Origin of the sequence: Mucilaginibacter rubeus, from assembly GCF_003286415.2 — a bacterium.
GTDB classification, from domain to species: domain Bacteria; phylum Bacteroidota; class Bacteroidia; order Sphingobacteriales; family Sphingobacteriaceae; genus Mucilaginibacter; species Mucilaginibacter rubeus_A.
This window is the reverse complement of sequence record NZ_CP043450.1, coordinates 1,862,480-1,883,288: the sequence shown is the minus strand read 5'-3', so window position 1 is coordinate 1,883,288 and position 20,809 is coordinate 1,862,480. Positions and strand designations below refer to the sequence as shown.

Sequence of the window (20,809 nt, the reverse complement as noted above, 5' to 3'; positions counted from 1 at the left end):
TTGACTACAAATACCTTATACGATATTATACCGGTTGAATTTGATCCTTTTGCGGGGCCTGAACTTATCGCAATAGCGCCATCAACCGAACCTCAGTTAGAGATCTGGGCGTCCTGCATTATTGGCGGCAATGAAGCCAACTGTGCATATAACGAATCTTTTTCGTTACAGCTCTCCGGTCAGCTTGACCAGGAGGCAATGTTGGAAGCTTTACAGGAAATCACTATTATGCATGAGGCATTACGCTCTGCTTTTAGTGCCGATGGTAAATCAATATGTATTTATAAAGAATTACCGCTTGATTTTAAGTTCGCCGACATGTCGGGAAAGAGTGCTGAGGAACAGCAATCCTTTATTACCGAGCAAAATAACCAAAACGCGTTTACCGCTTTTGACCTGGTTGCCGGCCCCTTGTTTAAAGTTCAGTTAATTAAATTGGATGAAAACGAGCATCGGTTAACTTTTATAGCGCATCACATTATTTGCGATGGCTGGTCAATAGGTATCATGATGCAGGATTTAAGCAAGCTTTATTCTGCTTATGCCCAGGGTGAATATATTGAATTACCGGAAGCGTCTTCATTCAGTAATTATTCAAACGAACAATCTTTATTCACTGATAGTCAGGAATATAAAAACAACGAGCAATACTGGTTAGACGAATTTAAAGGAAGCAATTATCAGCTTGATTTGCCTGCCGACCTGCCTCGCCCGGCGGTACGTACTTATAAAAGCAATCGCCTTGATTTTGATCTTGATAAAGATCTTGCTTCGGCGCTGAAGCAATTGGGCAAGACAAACGGAAGTAGCTTTGTGACCACCCTATTAGCTGCTTTTGAAGTTTTTCTGCAAAGAATAACCGGGCAGGACGAGATCATATTGGGTTTACCCGCCGCAGGCCAATCAGCCACGGGTAATTACCGCTTGGTAGGGCATTGTGTCAATCTGCTTCCGTTAAGAAGCTATCCAAAAGGCGATCAATCATTCCGCAGTTATCTTAAACAACGCAATTCCTCTATTCTTGACGCGTATGATCACCAGTTGTACACGTTCGGCGAATTACTTAAAAAGCTAAGTATTCCCCGCGATGCTTCACGGGTTCCGTTGGTGCCGGTGATGTTCAACATTGATATGGGGATGGATGACGATGTTGATTTTTATGGATTGAAGCATCATCTGATAAGTAATCCGCGTGAGTATGAAAACTTTGAGATCTTTGTCAATATCTCGGGCCGTGATGAAGCTTTAGTTTTAGAATGGTCATATAACACACAGTTATTCAGCGAAAAAGCTATCCGCACCATGATGGATGAATTTAGCTTTTTGCTCCATGAACTGGTAGCCGCGCCAGATACATTAATAGGTGCCATACCCGCTTCTAACAGGGAAGAGCTGATAGAAAAGCTCAAGGTTTGGAACAATACGGCAATAGCTTACCCTAAAGATAAAGCCTTATATCAGCTCATCAACTGGCAAAGTGATTCGGTTGCAGTAAAATCTGGCACACAATCATTTACTTACAGGCAACTAAATGATATCAGCAATCAGTTAGCCGCTTTATTGATTGATAAGGGAGTTAAAAAAGGTGATAAGGTTGCCTTTGCTATTGATCGTTCGGTAGAAATGCTGGCGGTTATACTGGGTATTATGAAAGCCGGCGGTATCTACATTCCGCTTGATCCCCAGTTCCCACTCGAGCGGATCAATTATATGCTCGGCGACTCTAAAGCAGTGGTACTGCTAACTTCTGAAAAATACAAAGGCCGTTACCAATCAAACGCTACCGAACTTACCTTAGAAACTGAGTGGGCCAAACTTTCAAACTACAGTACCGATACTCCGAAAGTTACGGTTACAGGTGATGATCTTGCCTATATCCTGTATACTTCAGGCTCAACAGGTATGCCTAAAGGCGTTCAGATCAGTCAGCACAGCCTGGTGAACTTCCTGTACAGCATGCAAAAGGAACCTGGAATGACCGCCGGAGATAAATTGCTTGCTGTAACGACAATAAGTTTTGATATTGCCGGACTCGAACTCTTTTTGCCGTTATTAAGTGGAGCCCAGGTAATTATTGCCGATACTGCAACTGCTAAAGACGGTCGCGCGTTGCTTGATATTATACGTGCGGAAGGGATAACTACCATGCAGGCCACCCCATATACCTGGCGAATTATGCTTGAAGCAGGTTGGGATACAAATACCCCGGTAAAGGTAATTTGCGGCGGCGAGGCTTTACCTAAGGAACTGGCCGAAAGGATCCTCGGAAAAGCATCATCTTTATGGAACGTTTACGGCCCTACCGAAACTACCATTTGGTCAACCATTAAAGAGATCAAGACCGAAGATCCGGCGATTACGATTGGTCGCCCTATCGACAATACTTCAATTTACATTTTAGATAAGAACCTTAACCCACTGGATACCGGCACCATAGGCGAAATATTTATTGGTGGTGACGGCCTGGCAGCCGGTTATTTAAACCAGCCAGAACTTACAGCCGAAAAATTCATAGCCGACCCATTTTCTGATCAACTGGATGCTAAGATGTACCGTACCGGCGATTTAGGCAGGTTTATGGATAATGGTGAAATTGAATGCCTTGGCCGTGCTGATGCGCAGATCAAAATCCGTGGGTATCGGATTGAAACCGGGGAAATAGAGTATCACCTGATCAACAAAGCCGATGTAAAACAGGCGGTAGTTGTAGCCCAGCCTGATAGAAGTGGCGTGAATAAACTTGTTGCTTATATTGTTATAAACGACAACTACATTACCGAAGAGGAATCCACATTGATAAAAAACTGGCGGACTTCGTTAAAAAACTCCCTGCCTGATTACATGGTTCCGGATGATTTTATCATTATTGCTTCCATCCCGCTTACACCCAATGGCAAGGTTGATAAAAAAACGTTGATCCAAAATAATGCTGTTCTCGTTGCCGAAAATGTCAATTTATATGTAGCCCCACGCACAGACGTCGAAAAAATGATCGCCGATATCTGGAGTGAGTTTTTGGGCATTGAGAATATTGGCGTTTACGATAACTTCTTTGAACTGGGAGGCCATTCGCTTATCGCGGTACAGGTAATGACCCGCATTGAAAAACTAACGGACAAACGCTTGCCCCTGGCCGCGCTTTTTGAAAACTCTACGGTTGAGAAGTTGTCCCTTATGCTTGAAATGGATGGTAAATCCATAGTATGGGATTCGCTTGTGCCTATAAAGCCAAGCGGCAGTAAAACACCTTTGTATATTGTGCATGGGGCTGGCCTTAACGTTTTATTATTTAATGCGCTGGCTATCAACATGCACCCAGATCAACCGGTTTATGGCTTACAGGCTAAGGGACTTAACGGTATTGATGAACCGCTTACCGAGATTAAAGACATTGCAGCTCATTACATCTCTGCTATCCAGGCACAAAATCCCGACGGACCGTATGCACTTGCCGGGTATTCATTTGGCGGTATCATAGCTTATGAAATGGCCATACAACTGGAGGCACAAGGCAAAAAGGTAAAAATGCTTGCCATGTTTGATACCTATGCATACCGTTCGCCATTTTTTGACCCGTGGCTTACCATGCAAACCAAACGGGCTAAGTTCTTTTTACGTAAGCTGAAGTATAATCTTTTAACACCGGAGGGTCTTTCGCAAAATATAGCCGACAAAACAAAAAACATTAAACGCCATGCTACGAGGCTTTTATGGCGATTTAAGAACGATGAAAAGCAGGAAGGCTTTTTTGGCTATTCAAACAAGATAGATGAGATGAACCAGCAAGCCGAACGAAATTATCAGCTGAAGCCCTACAACATCTCCATTGAACTGTTCAAGGCTGATAATCATACCTTTTACATGGATGATTTTGAATACCTTGGCTGGCAACCTTATGCTTTAAAGGGCATCAACGTACATCCTATTCCCGGCGAGCATAATTCAATTTTTAAAGCGCCTAACGACAAGATCTTTGCAAAAATTTTGCAAAATTGCCTCGATGAAGCTGCTAAAAAATAAGTTATGGATACAGTAAAGGTAGCAATACACTATCTCGATGCTGTTGACTGGCAGCAAAATGCCAACCCCAACCTGGCTGTTGGCGTTAATATTGATGTGTGGCGAATTAAAATTACCGATCATCTTTCATTTATCGGGCAGCTTAAAACATTGCTGCTGCCCGATGAAATAACCCGTGCAGGGAGATATTACCAGGAAAAAGACAGGCAGCGCTTTATCGTAAGCCGTGCCGCGCTAAGGATCATTTTAGGCAAGTATTTGGTTCAAAAACCCGAAGATATCCGTTTTGAGATAGGCCCAAATAAAAAGCCATTCGTAAAAACAACAGGAATTACCATTAATTACAATATATCTCACTCGGATGAGTGGGTGACCATTGCCATATCCCAAACAAAAGTTGGTATCGATACAGAGAAAATCGACCAGTCATTTGCCTTTAAAGAAATCCTTGCTGACAACTTCAGTTCCGATGAAATCCGCTTTATCAACCAAACCGAGTCGATAGAAAAGTTCGTCCTCCTCTGGACGCGCAAAGAAGCTACAACAAAACTCACGAGTCAAGGACTGGACGAGAGAATTAAAAATATCCCTTCCCTAGATGGCGACCACATAACCAATAGTGGCCTTGTAAATTCATCCGAAGCAATAAAGCTGATGAGTTTTAAACTTGATAGCGATAATATGGCCACAGTAGCCTACGAAAGTGAGTCTCAGCCCGTTCTAAGGTTTTACGATCTTACTTCGATTTAAACAAACCGTATTTCAGGATACAGTAAATAGCCCTTACGCCATCCTTCCATCCTATCTTTTTGCCTTCTTCGTACGTACGGCCATAATACGAAATACCTACCTCATAAATCCTTATCCGCGGCACACGGGCAATTTTTTGAGTTACTTCAGGCTCAAAGCCAAAACGCTTTTCGGTAAGTTTAATAGATTGGATCATCCTGGTATTAAACAATTTATAACATGTTTCCATATCTGTAAGGTTAAGATTGGAAAACCAGTTTGACGCAAACGTCAGCCACCTGTTACCTATAGTATGCCAGAAAAACAGGATGCGGTGAGGATTGCTCCCCATAAAGCGCGAACCGTAAACCACATCGGCAAAGCCGGCTACCACCGGTTTTAACAGGTCGTTATATTCAGCAGGATCATATTCAAGGTCGGCATCCTGGATAATAAGGTAATCGCCGGTTGCTTTGGAGATACCGGTATGCAAGGCAGCCCCCTTGCCTTTATTTACCTCATGTTTAAAGTATTGGATATTAATTTCGGGGTTACCAAGCTTGTATTTATAAATGGCGGCTTCAGTATCATCTTTTGAGCAATCATTCACAATGATCACTTCTTTTTCGATATCATTGATAAGGTTTACCGTTTTAATTTTATCCAAAATTAAATGTATGGTGTTACCTTCGTTATAAGCCGGAATAATAATTGATAATTTTTGTATCGTCATTTATTGTATTATTGCCTGGTAGATTTTTGCCACAATTATAGTTGTATAAACCTGAACTGGCTTAATATTTTTATATTTAGTAATGCAATTTGTGCTAAAACGAGCTAAAAGTTATTTAAAAAAGCCTAAAGTCATAGTCTCGCTTTTCTTTTTGTTTGTTTTAACCCTCATATTTTGGTTTTGTTTGCCCAAACCATTATTTAATAGCCCAACTTCATACGTAATTGACGATGATCAGGGCCAATTACTTGGCGCATCTATTGCTAACGATGGGCAGTGGCGCTTTCCTTATAATGCAGATGTTCCCGAAAAATTCAAGCAATGTATTATCACTTTTGAGGATAAGCGTTTTGAACACCACCCCGGCTTTGACCTTATTGCCTTTAGCCGCGCGATAAAACAAAACCTGAGCTCAAAGAAAGTAAGCAGTGGAGGCAGTACCCTTACCATGCAGGTGATCAGGCTGGCAACCAAACACAAGCGCAACATCTGGAATAAATTGAAAGAGATTTTCATGGCCATGCGCCTTGAAATAACCTACAGTAAAGATGAAATATTGGCCTTATATGCCAGTAACGCACCCTTCGGCACCAACGTAATAGGCCTGGACGCAGCCTCATGGAGATATTTTGGCCGAAACCCGGATAAACTTTCCTGGGGAGAAATGGCGGCCATGGCGGTTTTACCAAATTCCCCGTCACTGGTACACCCTGGCCGGAACCGGGAAATTCTCCTCCGCAAACGCAATTCCCTGTTAGATAAATTGCATAAAGCAGGTATTATAGACAGCACAACCGCCGCCCTTGCCCGGCTTGAACCCGTGCCCGACAGGCCGATGCCTTTACCACAACTCGCCCCGCACCTGCTGCAACGCTTTAAAACCGATTACCAGGCAAAGCCCGATGGTGATACCCGCATTACAAGCAGCATTAAATCATCATTGCAACAGCAGGTAAATGATATCCTGGAGCAACATCACAGTTTGTTAAAGGCAAATGATATCAACAACATAGCAGCTATTGTACTTGACGTTGAAACGGGCGCCACACTGGCCTATGCAGGCAACATAGCCCATCGTGAAGACCCACAGATGGAAAGCGACGTTGATGTAATTGATGCGCCCAGAAGCCCCGGAAGTACCTTAAAGCCGCTGCTTTACGCCGCTATGCTGCACGATGGCTTGATATTACCCAATAGCCTGATGCCCGATGTGCCAACCATGATAGCCGGCTATCACCCCGAAAATTTTGATTTGGGTTACGATGGTGCTGTACCAGCATCACGCGCTTTGTCCCGATCATTGAACGTACCCGCGGTTAAAATGCTGCAACAGTATAAATACGAGCGCTTTTATGACTTTTTGCACAAAGCCGGTATCACCACTTTAACCAAACCCGCCGATCATTATGGTCTGTCTTTAATTTTAGGCGGTGGCGAAAATACGCTTTGGGAACTAAGCGGTGCTTATGCCGACATGGCCCGTGTGCTCAATCATTACAACAAAAATAATGGCAGGTACGATCCTGTCGATTTTCACAATCCTGTTTATGAAAAAAAGGCCGGTGCCAAACCAGAACTTCAAAAATCAGGATTGTTGGATGCCGCTTCCATTTATTACACATTTCAGGCTATGGAAGAAGTGATGCGCCCGGGCGAAGAGATGCTTTGGCAGCAGTTTAGCTCAAGCCAGCGCGTCGCCTGGAAAACCGGAACAAGCTTCGGCTTTCGGGATGGTTGGGCTATCGGCGTTACACCCAAATATGTAGTTGGTGTTTGGGTTGGCAATACCGATGGTGAAGGGCGACCGGGATTAACCGGTATTAATACCGCTGCCCCTGCCCTGTTCGAGATCTTCAGGTTGCTGCCGGTATCGCGCGATTGGTTTGAGATGCCTATGGGCGAAATGGTAAAAATAAACGTGTGCAGGCAAAGTGGTTACCGAGCAGGACAATACTGCCAGGATGTCGACGAGCAATACGTACCCAAAAGCGGCTTGAAAGCACCGGTTTGTCCGTATCATCAATTGGTTCACTTATCTGCCGACGCCAAATGGCAGGTAAACGGTAACTGCGAGCCCCCGGATAACATCCTGAATAAAAGCTGGTTTGTGCTGCCACCATCTATGGAGTATTATTACAAGGCCAGGAACTATCAATACCACGTACTGCCTCCTTTTCGCGCGGATTGTACCCAGGCCGAAAACGGAAACGCCATGGAAGTGATATACCCTAAAAACGGCGCTAAAATATATGTACCCCTTGAGGCAGATGGCACCCGCGGCCGCATGATCTGCAATGCTGCCCATCGCCAGCCTGGTATGAAGATCTTCTGGCATTTGGATGATCAATACGTTGGCGAAACAAGAGACTTCCATCAGATGGCTTTAAATCCGCCTCCCGGGAAACACATCCTTACTTTGGTTGATGGCAATGGCAACACCATAAGCATAGGGTTTGAGGTATTAAAAAAATAATTTAATAAAAACCAGGCCTCACCCAACGTTTTCACTGATTGATTCGATGATGTAATAAAATCATAAATCAATTAAAATGAAAAAACTAACCTATTCTATTGTAACCTTCTTGCTGGCTTTTTTTATTGTTTCAGGATGTACTAAAAAGAATGACGTAATCAGTAATCCAAAAATTGCGACCAGCAATAATGCCCTAAAAAACTCCGGTGATACTACCGTGAAAACACCTCCGGCGGATACAAGCCAACTTGTTGCCCTAACCGGCGACAAGATTACGTTGGCTCCCGGGTATCATCAAAATGTGGCAGGTGATAGCGTGGCTATTTCGTTCAACGCGGTAACAACTAACCGGTATTGTTCAAACGGCCTGTTGAAATTCCACAACACGCTTGACGCAAACAACAACTTCTTCATTGATTTTCTTAATGTACAAGAGCCCTTGGTTTGCCATGGTACTGGCGATATCCCTATGGTGGCGGCGGTAAACTTTCAAAAAAGCTACCAGGTAAACGGCAGTCACCCATTAAAGGTAACACTTAATGGTACTACTTATACCGGTAACATCATCGTTTCGGCAACCAGCATCACTTTCGACTGGAATTATTCCACAGGCATTGTAATTTCACCTAAAACCTTAACACGATAATTAATTCAATCACAGGACATCGATCATATTAGTTTGTTGCAGCAGGCCGATATTGATCGATTTTCCTGTAAAATCATATAGTCGGAAAATAATTTGAAAAAAAATCTACATTTTACCCAACGTTTGATGAATTGTATCCGAAGAGGTAGTTACAATCATTTAAACGTGATTTTTTTGAATGAACCTAAGCAAGAAGCAAACAGAGAGGCTGGTAAAAGGGTGTATCAATAACGACCGAACGGCGCAGGAAGCCTTGTACAAATTATTTTATGCAGAGATGCTTCGCGTTTGTAATAGTTATGTCCCTGATAAAGAACTGGCTAAAGAGGCCTTCAATAACGGGTTCCTGAAAGTTTTCCAGTCTGTAAATAATTTCGATATCGAAAAAGGCGAGTTGGGTGGATGGATCAGGAAAATCATGATCTATACCTCAATTGACCTGTGCAGGAAGGAGTTGAAATTTAACACCGTAAGTTTTGATATCCATGAGCATGATGATTATTTCATCTCCCCCTCGGCCCTGGAGAAACTTTATTTTGAAGATATTCTGCAAAGCATCCGTACCCTGCCCCTTGCTACCCAAACTGTTTTCAACCTATCAGTACTTGATGGGTTTACACACAAAGAAATAGGCGAACAACTTAGTATCAGCGAAGGTACATCCCGCTGGCATTTGGCCGAGGCGAAGAAAAAATTAAGAGAGCTGCTTGAACCAGGCAGCATCCAGTCGAAAGAAAGGAGTGAAATAAAACGATGAAAGATTTATTTAAAGACCCCGATCTTTGGCGGCAGAAACGCGATCAGCTACCGGTTGATGCTGAAGCTCAAAGCGGATGGCAGGAAATGCAATCTATCCTTGATAAGCATTTGCCCCTGTTGCCTTTAACATCCGCTCCACATGTTTCAAAAATAGCAAAAGCCATAAAAGCTATTAAGGCGATGAAAGCCACATCGATATTAATAGCCTCGCTAACTGTGGCCACAGTTACCGGTACTGTCATTTACATTATTAAAACCAGGCAACATCAAAATACATCTCACCATCAGCCCCAAAAACACAGGCAAGCAATAGGCAAAGACAGTTTAAATACCGCTATGACTGTTGACTCAGTAGATCCCGACACCAAAGTTGATAGCTTATACGCTTTACAGAAATTGACATCATCCATTAATAAAACAGACAGCATTAATAACATAACAATTGCGGGCCAGGTTAATAGCAACAATAATCAGGGGAAACTGGCTTTAAAAAACAATAAATCGGCAACAAACCAGCAAGTAATTAACGGCGGTAACGCACAGGCAAATTCAACCTTATCGCCAAATCATAATAGTACTGGTTATCTAACTTCGGGAAATTACCGAAGTAATCACCTACAAGTATCCACAGGAAACCTAACCAAACAACAAGGTACAGTTTCAGGCTCGAACACTTTGGCTGAAGAAAGCTCGTCAGATAGTGCAACGCAAAATAGCAATTCAACTGATAACAATATTATGCTGCTTTCGGCTACCCAAATCAGCATGGCCCAATTATTCGGGATGAACAATAATTCGTTCATTAAGCCTCAAATATTCTCTAATCAGTCTTTATCAAAGTTTATAATAACCGGTTCTGATTACGCAGCACGCGGCAACGTTAGGCAAATCAAAAACTCAAACAATAAAAACAAAGCAAATAAAAATCCATCAACAAAAAACGGCAAAGCAAAAGGTGGTAAAATCTCATCGTCAAGGCCGCTATCCACCGTATTCGCTAATATGGACTGGGGATTTTTATTAGGCGCCAATACTTCAGGAAGCTTTACACCCGGTTCGCAAAACAGGAATATCTATGGTAGTTTCCCTATTGATATTTATCCCGGGCTATTTGGCACCTATCATTTAAACGATAAATGGGCCATAAACGCGCAGGTACGATTTTTAACGCCACTTAACCTGGGTGGCTCATATGACAATAAGAGTTTCAGCCAAGTTGATTCTGCACAATTTGTCAAAGTAACCGATTCACGAAAAGCTTATTTTGTAAATGTGCCCATCCATGTGATGTACAAGATCAACAACAATATCAGCATAAAAGGCGGACCAGTTATTAATCTCCCTGTTAAACAAATCAATAGCAACACCAATTTACAGCGGCTGGATATGAATCTTGACACTATATACTTTGCTAATGCCCAAAATAAAATAAAGACAACCCGGTATGATCAAAAAATAAACTTCGGCTTATCGGGCGGCGTAAGCGTTCAGTTTAACAGGTTAATATTTGAGGCTGTGTACCAAAAAAACCTTAGTGGCTACCAGGTCATTTCTGATTTTGGCAACTATAAAACCAATCCCGGAACATTGCAGATTAGTGTTGGCTTTAAGTTAAATGGTTCAAAGCATCATTAAAATACCATTTTTAAAAATTGATTCAGCATGCAAAGCCGTATCCATACTTAAGATAAAAACTATCATTATCTTGCCTCCATAATTCTTAACCGGATGCTTGAACAGTACGATCTGCATAATTTACTGGTAATTGATATTGAAACTGTACCACAGTACAGCAGTCACGAACAGCTACCCGAAAATCTGCAGGTTTTATGGGAACTAAAAACCCGGCATCAACGCAAAGACGAACCTGCCGATGTTCATTACGAGCGTGCCGGGATCTGGGCCGAGTTTGGTAAAATAGTTTGTATTTCGGCCGGGATTTTTACAGCGGGAAAAAACGTAGGATTGCGGGTAAAGTCGTTTGCATCGCACGATGAAAAAGAATTGCTAACCAAGTTTTCAAACCTGTTGTTCAGTCAGCCCGCTAATCTTGTTTTGTGTGCCCATAACGGTAAGGAGTTTGACTTCCCATATATCTGCCGAAGGCTGTTGGTGAACGGCATGCCTTTTCCGCAGCAACTGCAAATAGCGGGTAAAAAGCCCTGGGAGATTGCCCATTTAGATACCATGGAGTTGTGGAAATTTGGCGATCACAAACATTATACCTCCTTAAACCTGCTCACTACTATTTTTAATATTCCGACCTCCAAGGATGATATTGATGGCAGCGATGTTGGTCGTGTTTACTGGCATGAAAACCAGTTGGAACGTATTTGCACGTATTGCCAAAAGGATGTGGTTGCAACAGCACAATTGCTAAGGCGTTATCGGGGCGAAGAATTGATTCCTGACGAATTTATAACCGTTGTAGGCTGATGCTTAAAGTAAACGATCTGTCGGTTAGTTTTAAGAATGGCAAAAGCCAGTTCGAGGCCGTAAAGGGAATTTCCTTTACGCTTGATAAGGGCGAAACCATTGGCATTGTAGGCGAATCCGGATCCGGCAAATCTGTAACTTCTCTTGCGTTGATGCGCTTACTAAATGAAGATCAGGCTGTAATAAACGGCTCGGTGCTTTTAAATGGAGTCTGTCTGTGCAGGCTATCTGAAGATGAGATGCAGCAGGTGCGTGGTAACCAGGTGGCCATGATCTTCCAGGAACCGATGACATCGCTTAACCCTGTGCTTACCTGCGGTTTTCAGCTAACTGAAGCTATCCGGCTGCATCTGGGCGTAACTAAAGCTGAGGCAAAGCAAAGAACTATTGATCTGTTCAAGGAAGTTCAATTGCCCCGGCCGGAAGCCATATTCGACAGCTATCCCCACCAAATTTCAGGCGGCCAAAAACAACGGGTAATGATTGCTATGGCCCTGGCCTGCAACCCGGAGATACTGATTGCCGACGAGCCTACCACCGCCCTTGACGTTACGGTACAAAAAACCATTATCGAGCTCCTGCACAAGCTTAAGGCTGAAAGGCATATGAGCCTCATCTTTATATCGCATGATTTGGGGGTGATCAGGGAAATCGCCGACAGGGTATTGGTCATGTACAAAGGCGAAATTGTGGAAGAAGCTACCGTAGATGAGCTTTTTGCCAGCGCTAAACATCCATACACTAAAGGCTTACTGGCCTGCCGCCCTACCCCTCAGCAGCATTTGAAAAAGCTGCCTGTTGTGGCCGATTTCCTGGACGAAGGCAAACCCGCAGTGACTATTGAAAGCATCAGGGAATTATATCATTATCCGGACACCGAAATTGCTGCAAGAAGACACAGACTATATGAGCAACGGCCGCTGCTAAAGGCCGAAAAACTAAATACGTGGTTTCCTACAGATACAGGCTTGTTTAAACGGAAGGACCATGTTGTAAAAGCGGTAAACAATGTAAGCTTTGATGTATATCCGGGAGAAACGTTAGGGCTGGTCGGCGAATCTGGATGTGGCAAAACTACCTTAGGCCGAAGTATTTTAAGATTGATAGAACCTACGTCGGGCAAGGTTTCTTTTGAAGGAACCGATCTTCGCGGGCTTAAAAAGAATGAGTTGAGACAGATCAGGAAAGATATCCAGATTATTTTTCAGGATCCTTATTCGTCATTAAACCCTAAGCTTACCGTTGGGCAATCGCTTATGGAACCTTTACAGGTGCACCAGTTTTACAGCAATGATGCCACCCGTAAACGTAAAGTGCTTGAGTTGCTTGAACGGGTTAACCTGCAACCAGCGCACTTTAACCGTTATCCACATGAATTTTCGGGCGGGCAACGGCAGCGGATTGTGATAGCACGGGCCCTGGCACTTCAGCCCAAGTTCATCATTTGTGACGAATCTGTTTCGGCGCTTGATGTATCGGTGCAGGCCCAGGTGCTCAACCTGATTCGTGAACTACAAGACGAACTTAAACTTACTTACATTTTCATCTCCCACGACCTGGCTGTGATCAAGCATATTTCCGACCGCATGATGGTCATGAACAAGGGCGAAATAGTTGAAACAGGCTATCCTGATGATATTTATTACCGTCCTAAAGAAGAGTACACCAAAAGGCTGATAGCCTCGATACCGGGTTGATAAAACGGTGTGTACTCGCCGCTAATTGAATCAATCCGGCACTTCAAAATTCAGTATCTTTGATGCAAATACTATCCTATGTCTAAACGTAAGAAAAACAACTCTTCTATACACCAGGTACTTACCCAAATGGTACTTGATATATTTGAACAAAACGGCAATACACCACTCAACTATAAACAGGTTTCCGCTAAACTAAACGTTCGTGATTCCGAAGCGCGTGAGATCATCTATGAAATCTTAAAAGATGAGGTTAAAAAATCAGTACTCAAAGAAATTTCCCCAGGCAAATTTCAGCTACTTGAACTTAAAACCTTTATCGAGGGTGTGGTAGACCTTACCAACGACGGTTCGGCTTTCATAGTTACCGACGATGAATTTGAGAGCGATATCTTCATCGCCCCTCGCAAACTCCGCACCGCGCTTAACGGCGACCGTGTTAAGGTTTACGTATACGCCAAAAGTAAAGGCAAGCATAAAGAGGGCGAGGTTATCGAGATCATCCATCGTGCTAAAATGGAGTTTACCGGCGTAGTTAAACTTTCTGAACGATATGCCTTTTTTATTCCAGACGATCGCAAGATGATGCACGATATTTTTATCCCCATCACCGAGTTAAACGGGGCTAAAAATGGCATCAAAGCGGTAGCCGAAATTACTGACTGGCCAACAGAGGCTAAAAACCCTATAGGCCGTATCAAACATGTGTTAGGCGCACAGGGCGAAAACGATACGGAAATGAATGCAATCCTGGCCGAATATGGATTTCCGTTATCATTCCCTGCCGAAGTAGAGCATGACGCCGAGGAAATTTCAGACGTGATCACACCCGAAGAAATTGCCAAACGCCGCGATTTCCGTAACATTACCACCTTCACCATCGATCCATTTGACGCCAAAGACTTTGATGATGCCCTATCCTATCGTGTACTGGAAAACGGCAATTTTGAAGTTGGCGTTCACATTGCCGATGTATCGCACTATATTATCCCCGACTCGGCTTTAGATAAAGAAGCTTTGGACAGGGCAACCTCAGTTTACCTTGTTGACCGGGTGATACCAATGCTTCCCGAAAGATTATCAAATGGTCTTTGCTCCCTTCGCCCTAAAGAAGAAAAGCTTTGCTTTTCGGCGGTGTTCGAGCTGGATGAGAACGCCAACATCGTTACCGAATGGTATGGTAAAACCGTCATTTACTCTGACAGGCGTTTCACTTATGAAGAGGTCCAAGAGGTAATAGAAAGCGGCGAAGGCGACTTTAAGGAAGAAATATTTAAGTTAAACGCGTTAGCTTATAAACTTCGCGAGCGTAAGTTTAAAAACGGTGCTATTAGCTTTGAAACTACCGAGGTTAAATTCAAACTTGATGAAACCGGTAAACCAATTGGAGTATACGTAAAAGAACGTAAAGATGCCCATAAACTCATTGAAGACTTCATGTTGCTGGCCAACCGTAAGGTTGCCGAGCATGTAAGTAAAATGGGGAAAGGCAAACATAAATATACCTTTGTTTATCGCGTACACGATTCGCCTAAGCCCGACGCTCTGGCTAATTTTGCGCAGTTTGCCGCAAGGTTCGGGTATAAGATCAACACCAAATCTGACAAGGAAACGGCTAAATCGCTTAATTTCCTGATGGAAGATGTTGAGGGAAAAAAAGAGCAGAACGTATTAACGCACCTTGCCATACGTTCAATGGCCAAAGCTGTATACACTACCAAAAGCAGCAGCCACTATGGTTTGGCCTTTGATCATTACACACACTTTACTTCACCAATTCGCCGTTACCCGGATGTGATGGTACACAGGTTGCTGTTCCATTATTTAAACGGCGGACAATCGGCCAATGCCGATTTTTATGAAAAACTGTGTTCGCACAGCTCGTTAATGGAGAAAAAGGCTGCCGATGCGGAACGTTCTTCAGTAAAATACAAACAAGCTGAGTATCTTCGCGACCAGGTTGGCAATACCTTTATGGGCATCATATCGGGTGTTACAGAATGGGGCATGTATGTAGAAATTATCGAAAACAAGTGTGAGGGCATGATCCGCCTGCGCGATATATCCGACGATTTTTATACTTTGGACGAGAAGAACTACGCCATCATTGGCCAGCGTAAAAAGAAGATCTATCAATTAGGCGATGAAGTCAAGATCAAAGTAAAACAGGTTGATCTGACCAAGAAGCAGATAGATTTTATATTGGTACAGGATTGATAATTGGTGAATGGTTGATTGAGTGAGCAGTTGATTAAGTTAAAAAAAGCAGAAACTACTCACCTAATCAACTTGATGAACCACTCACTTAAAAAATGAAACAACTTACAGAGTTACAGTTACTGATAAATGATGCAGTTGGCAAACTAAGCTACCCGGCTTATCCTGCCGATTTGTACGAACCGATAAGCTATATTTTATCTATTGGCGGCAAACGCATGCGCCCGGCCCTGCTCCTGCTGGCTTGTGACCTTTTTGGCGGCGACGTTGAAAAGGCTATTGAACCCGCGTTGGCCATTGAGGTATTCCATAATTTCACGCTGATGCATGATGATATTATGGACAAAGCCCCCTTACGCCGCGGTAAGGCCACCGTACATGAAAAATGGAACGCCAACGTGGCTATCCTCTCGGGCGATGCCATGATGGTAGAGGCTAACCGCATGATGATGAAGGTTGACGACACCATTTTACGTAAGGTGCTTGACGTTTTTAACGATACTGCCACCGGCGTTTGTGAAGGCCAGCAGATTGATATGAGCTTTGAACAACGTAACGATGTGAGTATTGAAGAGTACATCAACATGATTCGCCTTAAAACGGCGGTATTATTGGGAGGCACGTTAAAAATTGGTTCCATTGTTGGCGGGGCTGCTTCAACCGATGCAGATCTGATTGATGCGTTTGGCGCAAACCTGGGTATCGCGTTTCAGCTACAGGACGACATATTAGATGTTTACGGTGATCCCGAAAAGTTCGGCAAACAGGTTGGCGGAGATATCATCTCCAATAAAAAAACCTTTTTGCTGATCCGTGCGCTTGAACTGGCTAAAGGAGCTCAGGCACAAACGTTAAACCACTGGCTAAATGCCACCGAGTTTGATAATGCAGAAAAGGTTAAGGCCATAACAGAGATTTACAACCAGCTTGATATCAGGCAACATGCGGAAGAAGCCATGCAAACCTATGCCGAAAAATCTTTTGCTGCCCTTGATGCCATTAATTTACCCGAAGACCATAAACAATACCTTCGCGATTTTGCGGATGGTTTGCTGGTGAGGGAGAATTGATTTATATTTAAGGATGAAGAAACTTTTACCCATCCTTATCATCCTGATCTGTTCAATAAGCGTGAATGCCCAAAAACTTACGCCGCCTCACTTTCGTGGTGGCGATAATGCTTTTCATGATTTTTTGAATAAAAACTTAAAATGGCCTAAAAACGTAAGCGGCGGAGAAGGTATTGTTACCATAAGTTTTTTTGTTGAAAACGACGGTCGTTTAACCGACCTGAAAGTGGTTAAAGGCATGACTGAGCCTTTCAATAAAGAAGCCTTAAGGGTTATTGCTTTATCAGAAAGATGGGTGCCGGCTATGCGCGATGGTCATTTTATTAAATCAAAATATTCAGTTCCTATACAGTTTTATACAATGGAGGCAGTGCAGGTTTTAGATAGCGCAAAAGCTAACTGAATCATGGCTGAAACCTCCAAGTAAACACACCATTGGCATAAATTTCACGAAGGACCAAAATTAAATGAAGAAATCGCTGCTAACCCTCTTTACTATTATTACACAGGCTGCAATTTTACAGGCCCAAACGCTAACATCAGGAGGAAAACTGAAACCAGAGCAAGCCATAATGGATGTGCGGCATTATACCATTTCGCTTGCTGTTAATCCGGAGCAAAAAACCATTGATGGTTTTACTACAATTGATGTGATCATGGCAAAACCTACCAGGGTTTTACTTTTTGATCTGTTGGATTCTTTGTCAATCAACAAGGTCTTGGTAAACGGCAAACAGGAACCGTTTGAATACAAGAACAACCTGATAACCATTAATACTGCTAAAGAACTGCCTGCCGGTAAAGCAAGTGTAAAAGTAATTTATGGCGGCAAACCCCATGTTGCACGTCGACCGCCTTGGGACGATGGTTTTATCTGGACACGAGACTCAACCGGGCATCAATGGATGGCCATTACAGCCGAAGGCACTGGTGGTAAATTGTATTTCCCTTGTAAAGATCACCCTTCAGATGAACCCAATGAAGGTGTGGATATGTTCATTACCGTTCCTAAATATCTGGTGGTTGCAGGCCCGGGCCTATTAAAAGGTGTAAGCAAACAAAAGGGAACAGCAACATATCACTGGCAAACCAAATACACCATTAACAATTACAGCATACTGTTTAATGCAGGCGACTATACCGTTGTGACCCGTCCGTACACTACAGTAGACGGTCATAATGTACCTATCAAATTTTATGTATTAAAGGAACATGCAGCTAAAGCAGAGCACCATCTTGATATTTTTGTAAAGACCATCAAAGAACAGGAAAAATACTTTGGCGAATATCCCTGGGCGAAGGAAAAAATAGGCATAGTTGAAACGCCTCACCTGGGTATGGAACACCAAACCATGAATGCCTATGGCGCTAAGTTCAGGTACACCAAAGTTGGCGGTGAAGATTACGATGGCCTGATGCACCATGAATTTGGCCACGAGTGGTGGGGAAACAAAGTTACAGCCAAGGATTGGGCCGACTACTGGATCCACGAAGGAATATGTACTTACGGCGACGCGCTTTATGTTAGAGAGTTTGAAGGTGAGAAAGCGTATATCAAATTCTTCCAGAATTCCGCTTTATCATTCGGTAATAAAATACCTCTTGTTATCGGGAAAGATATCGATGAGGAATCGGCTTATAACGGTGATATCTATGGCAAAGGCGCGTTCTTTATGCATACGCTGAGATATATTATGGGCGATAGTACCTTCTTCCCTACCCTTAAAGGTTTCGTTACCGATCCGCGATACACCTACAGTAATTTGGCCAGTACCGATGATGTGATCCAATATTTCAGCAAAGCCGCAGGCCAGGATCTAAAGCCGTTATTCGATCTGTATATTTATTCCATCAATAAACTGGAAGTACACGTAAAAGCCCAACGTGGCGATAAATACCAGGTTCAACTATTAAATATCGACATGCCATTGCCGGTTGATATTACCGCGGATGGCGTTACAAAAAGATATACGCTTGATAAAAAAGGTATCACCATAACCAGCAAAACCATGCCGGTTATTGACCCGGATACTTATTATCTGAAGAAATTGATTATTGAATAGAAGCAGGCCTGCTTCGTAAAGCAATATTATAAACAAAAACGCATTGCGAACGAAGCAATCCCCGATAGCCAGAGCCACTCTGTATAGTTTGGGATTGCTTCGTACCTACCCATGACATGTTTTAAAATGGGTGTCATGCATCGACAAGCTCAGACTGATAGCCCTTTTTTCATTTCTCCTTCACAGGCCAACGGATTTAAATCACTCACAATGACGCTCTTTTAACTCTTTCAGGTCTTCTTGTTGAAAATAATCACCAAACAAAAAATCCCGATCAAAACTGACCGGGATTTTTTATATCCTAATACTTGTTAACTGATTACTCAGCTACTTCTTCAGCGGCATCAGCAGCTTCTTCTTTTTTAGCTTTTGGTGCAGCAGCTTTCTTTGCTTTTGGAGCTTCTTCAGCAGCAGGAGCTTCAACAGCTTTAGCTTCTTTTTTAGCTTTTGGTGCAGGTGCAGCTACTTCTTCAACGTCAGCAGCTTCAAACGGAAGTACTGAAACGTATGAACGGTTATCAGCTTTCTTTTTGAAAACTACGATACCTTCAGCCAGTGCAAATAAAGTATGATCTTTACCAAGACCTACGTTTAAACCTGGATTGTGTTTGGTACCACGCTGACGAACGATGATATTACCTGCAATTGCTGGTTGACCACCGAAAATTTTGATACCTAAGCGTTTGCTATGCGACTCACGACCGTTTCTTGAACTACCGGCCCCTTTCTTATGTGCCATTTTTTATTTCTTTTATGGAATTGCAGAACAACTCCGGTTCAACCTTTAATTATAATGTAATACCGGTGATCTCGATCTTGGTAAATTGCTGACGGTGACCGTTTTTCTTTTTGTAACCTTTTCTTCTTTTCTTTTTGAAGATAATTACTTTATCACCTTTTAAATGTGACACGATCTTAGCCGATACTTTAGCACCTTTCAAATCAGAACCTAATTTGAATTTACCTTCGTTTTCTGCTAACAATACACTGTCAAATTCAATACTAGCGCCTTCATCGCCTTGTAACCTGTGTACAAAGATCTGCTGGTCTTTGGCAACTTTAAATTGCTGTCCTGCTATACTTACTATTGCGTACATGTTTGTTAAATATTGTTTTAAATTTCGAGGTGCAAATATAGGGATTGATTATTTAATAAACAACATCCCAATATTTTATTTTTTACCACGATTCTCTACGTCAGTCAATTTTTTCTGAATCTCGGCAATCAAACGCTGGTTGGCATCAATCAATTTAGGATTGCCAAAATAGTCTGTGTCAAAAATCACACGTTTGGTTTTCTCTTTATATTTAAACTCAATGATATACCTAACCGCTTTGCTATCGGCAACTTTCGACGTATCTCCGATTTCTTTCGACGGAAAATCCCAAAAACCTAAATCGGCAGCTTTACGGTGCAGGTATAACAAATCATCTTTAGTCAAGCGCAAATGCTCTTTCACCAGCGAATCGCGCCTGTCGAGGTACTGAAACATGCCGGTATGCGAATCATATTTATTTACCAGGCTATCCTTATGGCCATATTGAAAACTGATCGATTGAAAATCAACGAAACGGTATGGCGCATTCTTGATCATCATACCATAATAATACACGCAGTATAGTATAAAAGGTACTACTACGGTCATGATTAAAAACACCTTTTTTAAACGGGGAGACATATATAATTATTGAGTTATTGAATTTGTAAAATTAATCTTCATTATGTCATTGTGAGGTACGAAGCAATCGCGAACTATACAGAGTAGCTCCGCTTGTTAAAGCTTATTAATAGCTATATTTAATTTACAGTTATTAACGCGCTCCATTGAGTCGGTTAGTTATATTCGTTCTCTATGATGACGTAATTATAAGTTATTGCTTATTAAATTATTAATAAACATGAGCGTTGCCTGCGGCCCGGGCTTTTCGTTACAAGTCCTCGCTTTTCCTACCCGCAACCCCAACC

16 protein-coding genes are annotated in these 20,809 nt (G+C 42.6%); 12 read left to right on the top strand and 4 right to left on the bottom strand.

What is annotated here, in order from left to right; genetic code table 11:
- Complete coding sequence (locus DEO27_RS07700) at positions 1–4,020, top strand: non-ribosomal peptide synthetase (RefSeq protein ID WP_112570186.1); 4,020 nt, start codon at positions 1–3, stop codon at positions 4,018–4,020.
- 3 nt (positions 4,021–4,023) lie between these two features.
- Positions 4,024–4,770, top strand: a complete 747-nt coding sequence (locus DEO27_RS07695; protein ID WP_112570184.1) for a 4'-phosphopantetheinyl transferase family protein — start codon at positions 4,024–4,026, stop codon at positions 4,768–4,770.
- On the opposite strand, the gene DEO27_RS07690 is transcribed toward DEO27_RS07695, so the two are convergent.
- Positions 4,757–5,482, bottom strand: a complete 726-nt coding sequence (locus tag DEO27_RS07690) for a glycosyltransferase family 2 protein (protein ID WP_112570182.1) — start codon at positions 5,480–5,482, stop codon at positions 4,757–4,759. The two genes, DEO27_RS07695 and DEO27_RS07690, sit on opposite strands and share 14 nt — an antisense overlap.
- 184 nt (positions 5,483–5,666) lie before the next feature.
- On the opposite strand from DEO27_RS07690, the gene pbpC reads away from it, so the two are divergent.
- The 10 genes from pbpC to DEO27_RS07640 all read left to right on the top strand — a co-directional run bounded on the left by pbpC (position 5,667) and on the right by DEO27_RS07640 (position 18,843).
- Positions 5,667–7,955 carry a penicillin-binding protein 1C gene (gene pbpC / locus DEO27_RS07685; protein WP_317132980.1) on the top strand — a complete coding sequence of 763 codons (2,289 nt, stop codon included), beginning with the start codon at positions 5,667–5,669 and terminating at the stop codon, positions 7,953–7,955.
- A 76-nt stretch (positions 7,956–8,031) separates the two neighbouring features.
- Positions 8,032–8,601, top strand: coding sequence for a hypothetical protein (locus DEO27_RS07680; RefSeq protein WP_112570178.1), 570 nt, complete (start codon positions 8,032–8,034; stop codon positions 8,599–8,601).
- Between the two features lie 178 nt (positions 8,602–8,779).
- A complete protein-coding gene (locus DEO27_RS07675) occupies positions 8,780–9,358 on the top strand; it encodes an RNA polymerase sigma factor (protein WP_112570176.1) in 579 nt (192 codons plus the stop codon).
- On the top strand, positions 9,355–10,995 hold the full coding sequence (locus DEO27_RS07670) for an outer membrane beta-barrel protein (protein ID WP_112570174.1): 1,641 nt from the start codon (positions 9,355–9,357) through the stop codon (positions 10,993–10,995). The genes DEO27_RS07675 and DEO27_RS07670 overlap by 4 nt, the downstream gene beginning before the upstream one ends.
- A gap of 93 nt (positions 10,996–11,088) precedes the next feature.
- Complete coding sequence (locus tag DEO27_RS07665; protein ID WP_112570172.1) at positions 11,089–11,796, top strand: 3'-5' exonuclease; 708 nt, start codon at positions 11,089–11,091, stop codon at positions 11,794–11,796.
- Positions 11,796–13,493: an ABC transporter ATP-binding protein gene (locus DEO27_RS07660; RefSeq protein WP_112570170.1), complete on the top strand. Its 1,698-nt coding sequence runs from the start codon at positions 11,796–11,798 to the stop codon at positions 13,491–13,493. The genes DEO27_RS07665 and DEO27_RS07660 overlap by 1 nt, the downstream gene beginning before the upstream one ends.
- Before the next feature lie 78 nt (positions 13,494–13,571).
- Positions 13,572–15,710, top strand: coding sequence for a ribonuclease R (gene rnr, locus DEO27_RS07655; RefSeq protein ID WP_112570168.1), 2,139 nt, complete (start codon positions 13,572–13,574; stop codon positions 15,708–15,710).
- A gap of 95 nt (positions 15,711–15,805) precedes the next feature.
- Positions 15,806–16,780, top strand: coding sequence for a polyprenyl synthetase family protein (locus DEO27_RS07650; RefSeq protein WP_112570166.1), 975 nt, complete (start codon positions 15,806–15,808; stop codon positions 16,778–16,780).
- A gap of 13 nt (positions 16,781–16,793) precedes the next feature.
- The gene (locus DEO27_RS07645) at positions 16,794–17,183 is read left to right on the top strand and encodes an energy transducer TonB (protein WP_112570164.1); all 390 of its coding nucleotides are present in this window, start codon (positions 16,794–16,796) and stop codon (positions 17,181–17,183) included.
- Positions 17,184–17,247: 64 nt separating this feature from the next.
- Positions 17,248–18,843 (top strand): M1 family metallopeptidase, encoded by a 1,596-nt coding sequence (locus tag DEO27_RS07640; RefSeq protein ID WP_112570162.1) that lies wholly within the window; start codon positions 17,248–17,250, stop codon positions 18,841–18,843.
- Between the two features lie 319 nt (positions 18,844–19,162).
- Here DEO27_RS07640 and rpmA read toward each other — a convergent pair whose 3' ends face one another.
- The 3 genes from rpmA to DEO27_RS07625 all read right to left on the bottom strand — a co-directional run bounded on the left by rpmA (position 19,163) and on the right by DEO27_RS07625 (position 20,489).
- Entirely contained in the window at positions 19,163–19,582 is a 420-nt protein-coding gene (gene rpmA, locus DEO27_RS07635) for a 50S ribosomal protein L27 (protein ID WP_112570160.1), read from the bottom strand.
- Between the two features lie 49 nt (positions 19,583–19,631).
- Positions 19,632–19,940: a 50S ribosomal protein L21 gene (gene rplU / locus DEO27_RS07630; RefSeq protein ID WP_090467954.1), complete on the bottom strand. Its 309-nt coding sequence runs from the start codon at positions 19,938–19,940 to the stop codon at positions 19,632–19,634.
- 75 nt (positions 19,941–20,015) lie between these two features.
- Positions 20,016–20,489 (bottom strand): hypothetical protein, encoded by a 474-nt coding sequence (locus DEO27_RS07625; RefSeq protein ID WP_223818185.1) that lies wholly within the window; start codon positions 20,487–20,489, stop codon positions 20,016–20,018.
- Positions 20,490–20,809: the final 320 nt, after the last annotated feature.

Bases quoted from the DNA above. Each gene is read 5' to 3' on its own strand.
- DEO27_RS07695 (WP_112570184.1), top strand. From the start codon at position 4,024: ATGGATACAGTAAAGGTAGCAATACACTATCTCGATGCTGTTGACTGG.
- DEO27_RS07690 (WP_112570182.1), bottom strand. From the start codon at position 5,482: ATGACGATACAAAAATTATCAATTATTATTCCGGCTTATAACGAAGGT.
- DEO27_RS07680 (WP_112570178.1), top strand. From the start codon at position 8,032: ATGAAAAAACTAACCTATTCTATTGTAACCTTCTTGCTGGCTTTTTTT.
- DEO27_RS07675 (WP_112570176.1), top strand. From the start codon at position 8,780: ATGAACCTAAGCAAGAAGCAAACAGAGAGGCTGGTAAAAGGGTGTATC.
- DEO27_RS07670 (WP_112570174.1), top strand. From the start codon at position 9,355: ATGAAAGATTTATTTAAAGACCCCGATCTTTGGCGGCAGAAACGCGAT.
- DEO27_RS07665 (WP_112570172.1), top strand. From the start codon at position 11,089: ATGCTTGAACAGTACGATCTGCATAATTTACTGGTAATTGATATTGAA.
- DEO27_RS07660 (WP_112570170.1), top strand. From the start codon at position 11,796: ATGCTTAAAGTAAACGATCTGTCGGTTAGTTTTAAGAATGGCAAAAGC.
- rnr (WP_112570168.1), top strand. From the start codon at position 13,572: ATGTCTAAACGTAAGAAAAACAACTCTTCTATACACCAGGTACTTACC.
- DEO27_RS07650 (WP_112570166.1), top strand. From the start codon at position 15,806: ATGAAACAACTTACAGAGTTACAGTTACTGATAAATGATGCAGTTGGC.
- DEO27_RS07645 (WP_112570164.1), top strand. From the start codon at position 16,794: ATGAAGAAACTTTTACCCATCCTTATCATCCTGATCTGTTCAATAAGC.
- DEO27_RS07640 (WP_112570162.1), top strand. From the start codon at position 17,248: ATGAAGAAATCGCTGCTAACCCTCTTTACTATTATTACACAGGCTGCA.
- rpmA (WP_112570160.1), bottom strand. From the start codon at position 19,582: ATGGCACATAAGAAAGGGGCCGGTAGTTCAAGAAACGGTCGTGAGTCG.
- rplU (WP_090467954.1), bottom strand. From the start codon at position 19,940: ATGTACGCAATAGTAAGTATAGCAGGACAGCAATTTAAAGTTGCCAAA.
- DEO27_RS07625 (WP_223818185.1), bottom strand. From the start codon at position 20,489: ATGACCGTAGTAGTACCTTTTATACTATACTGCGTGTATTATTATGGT.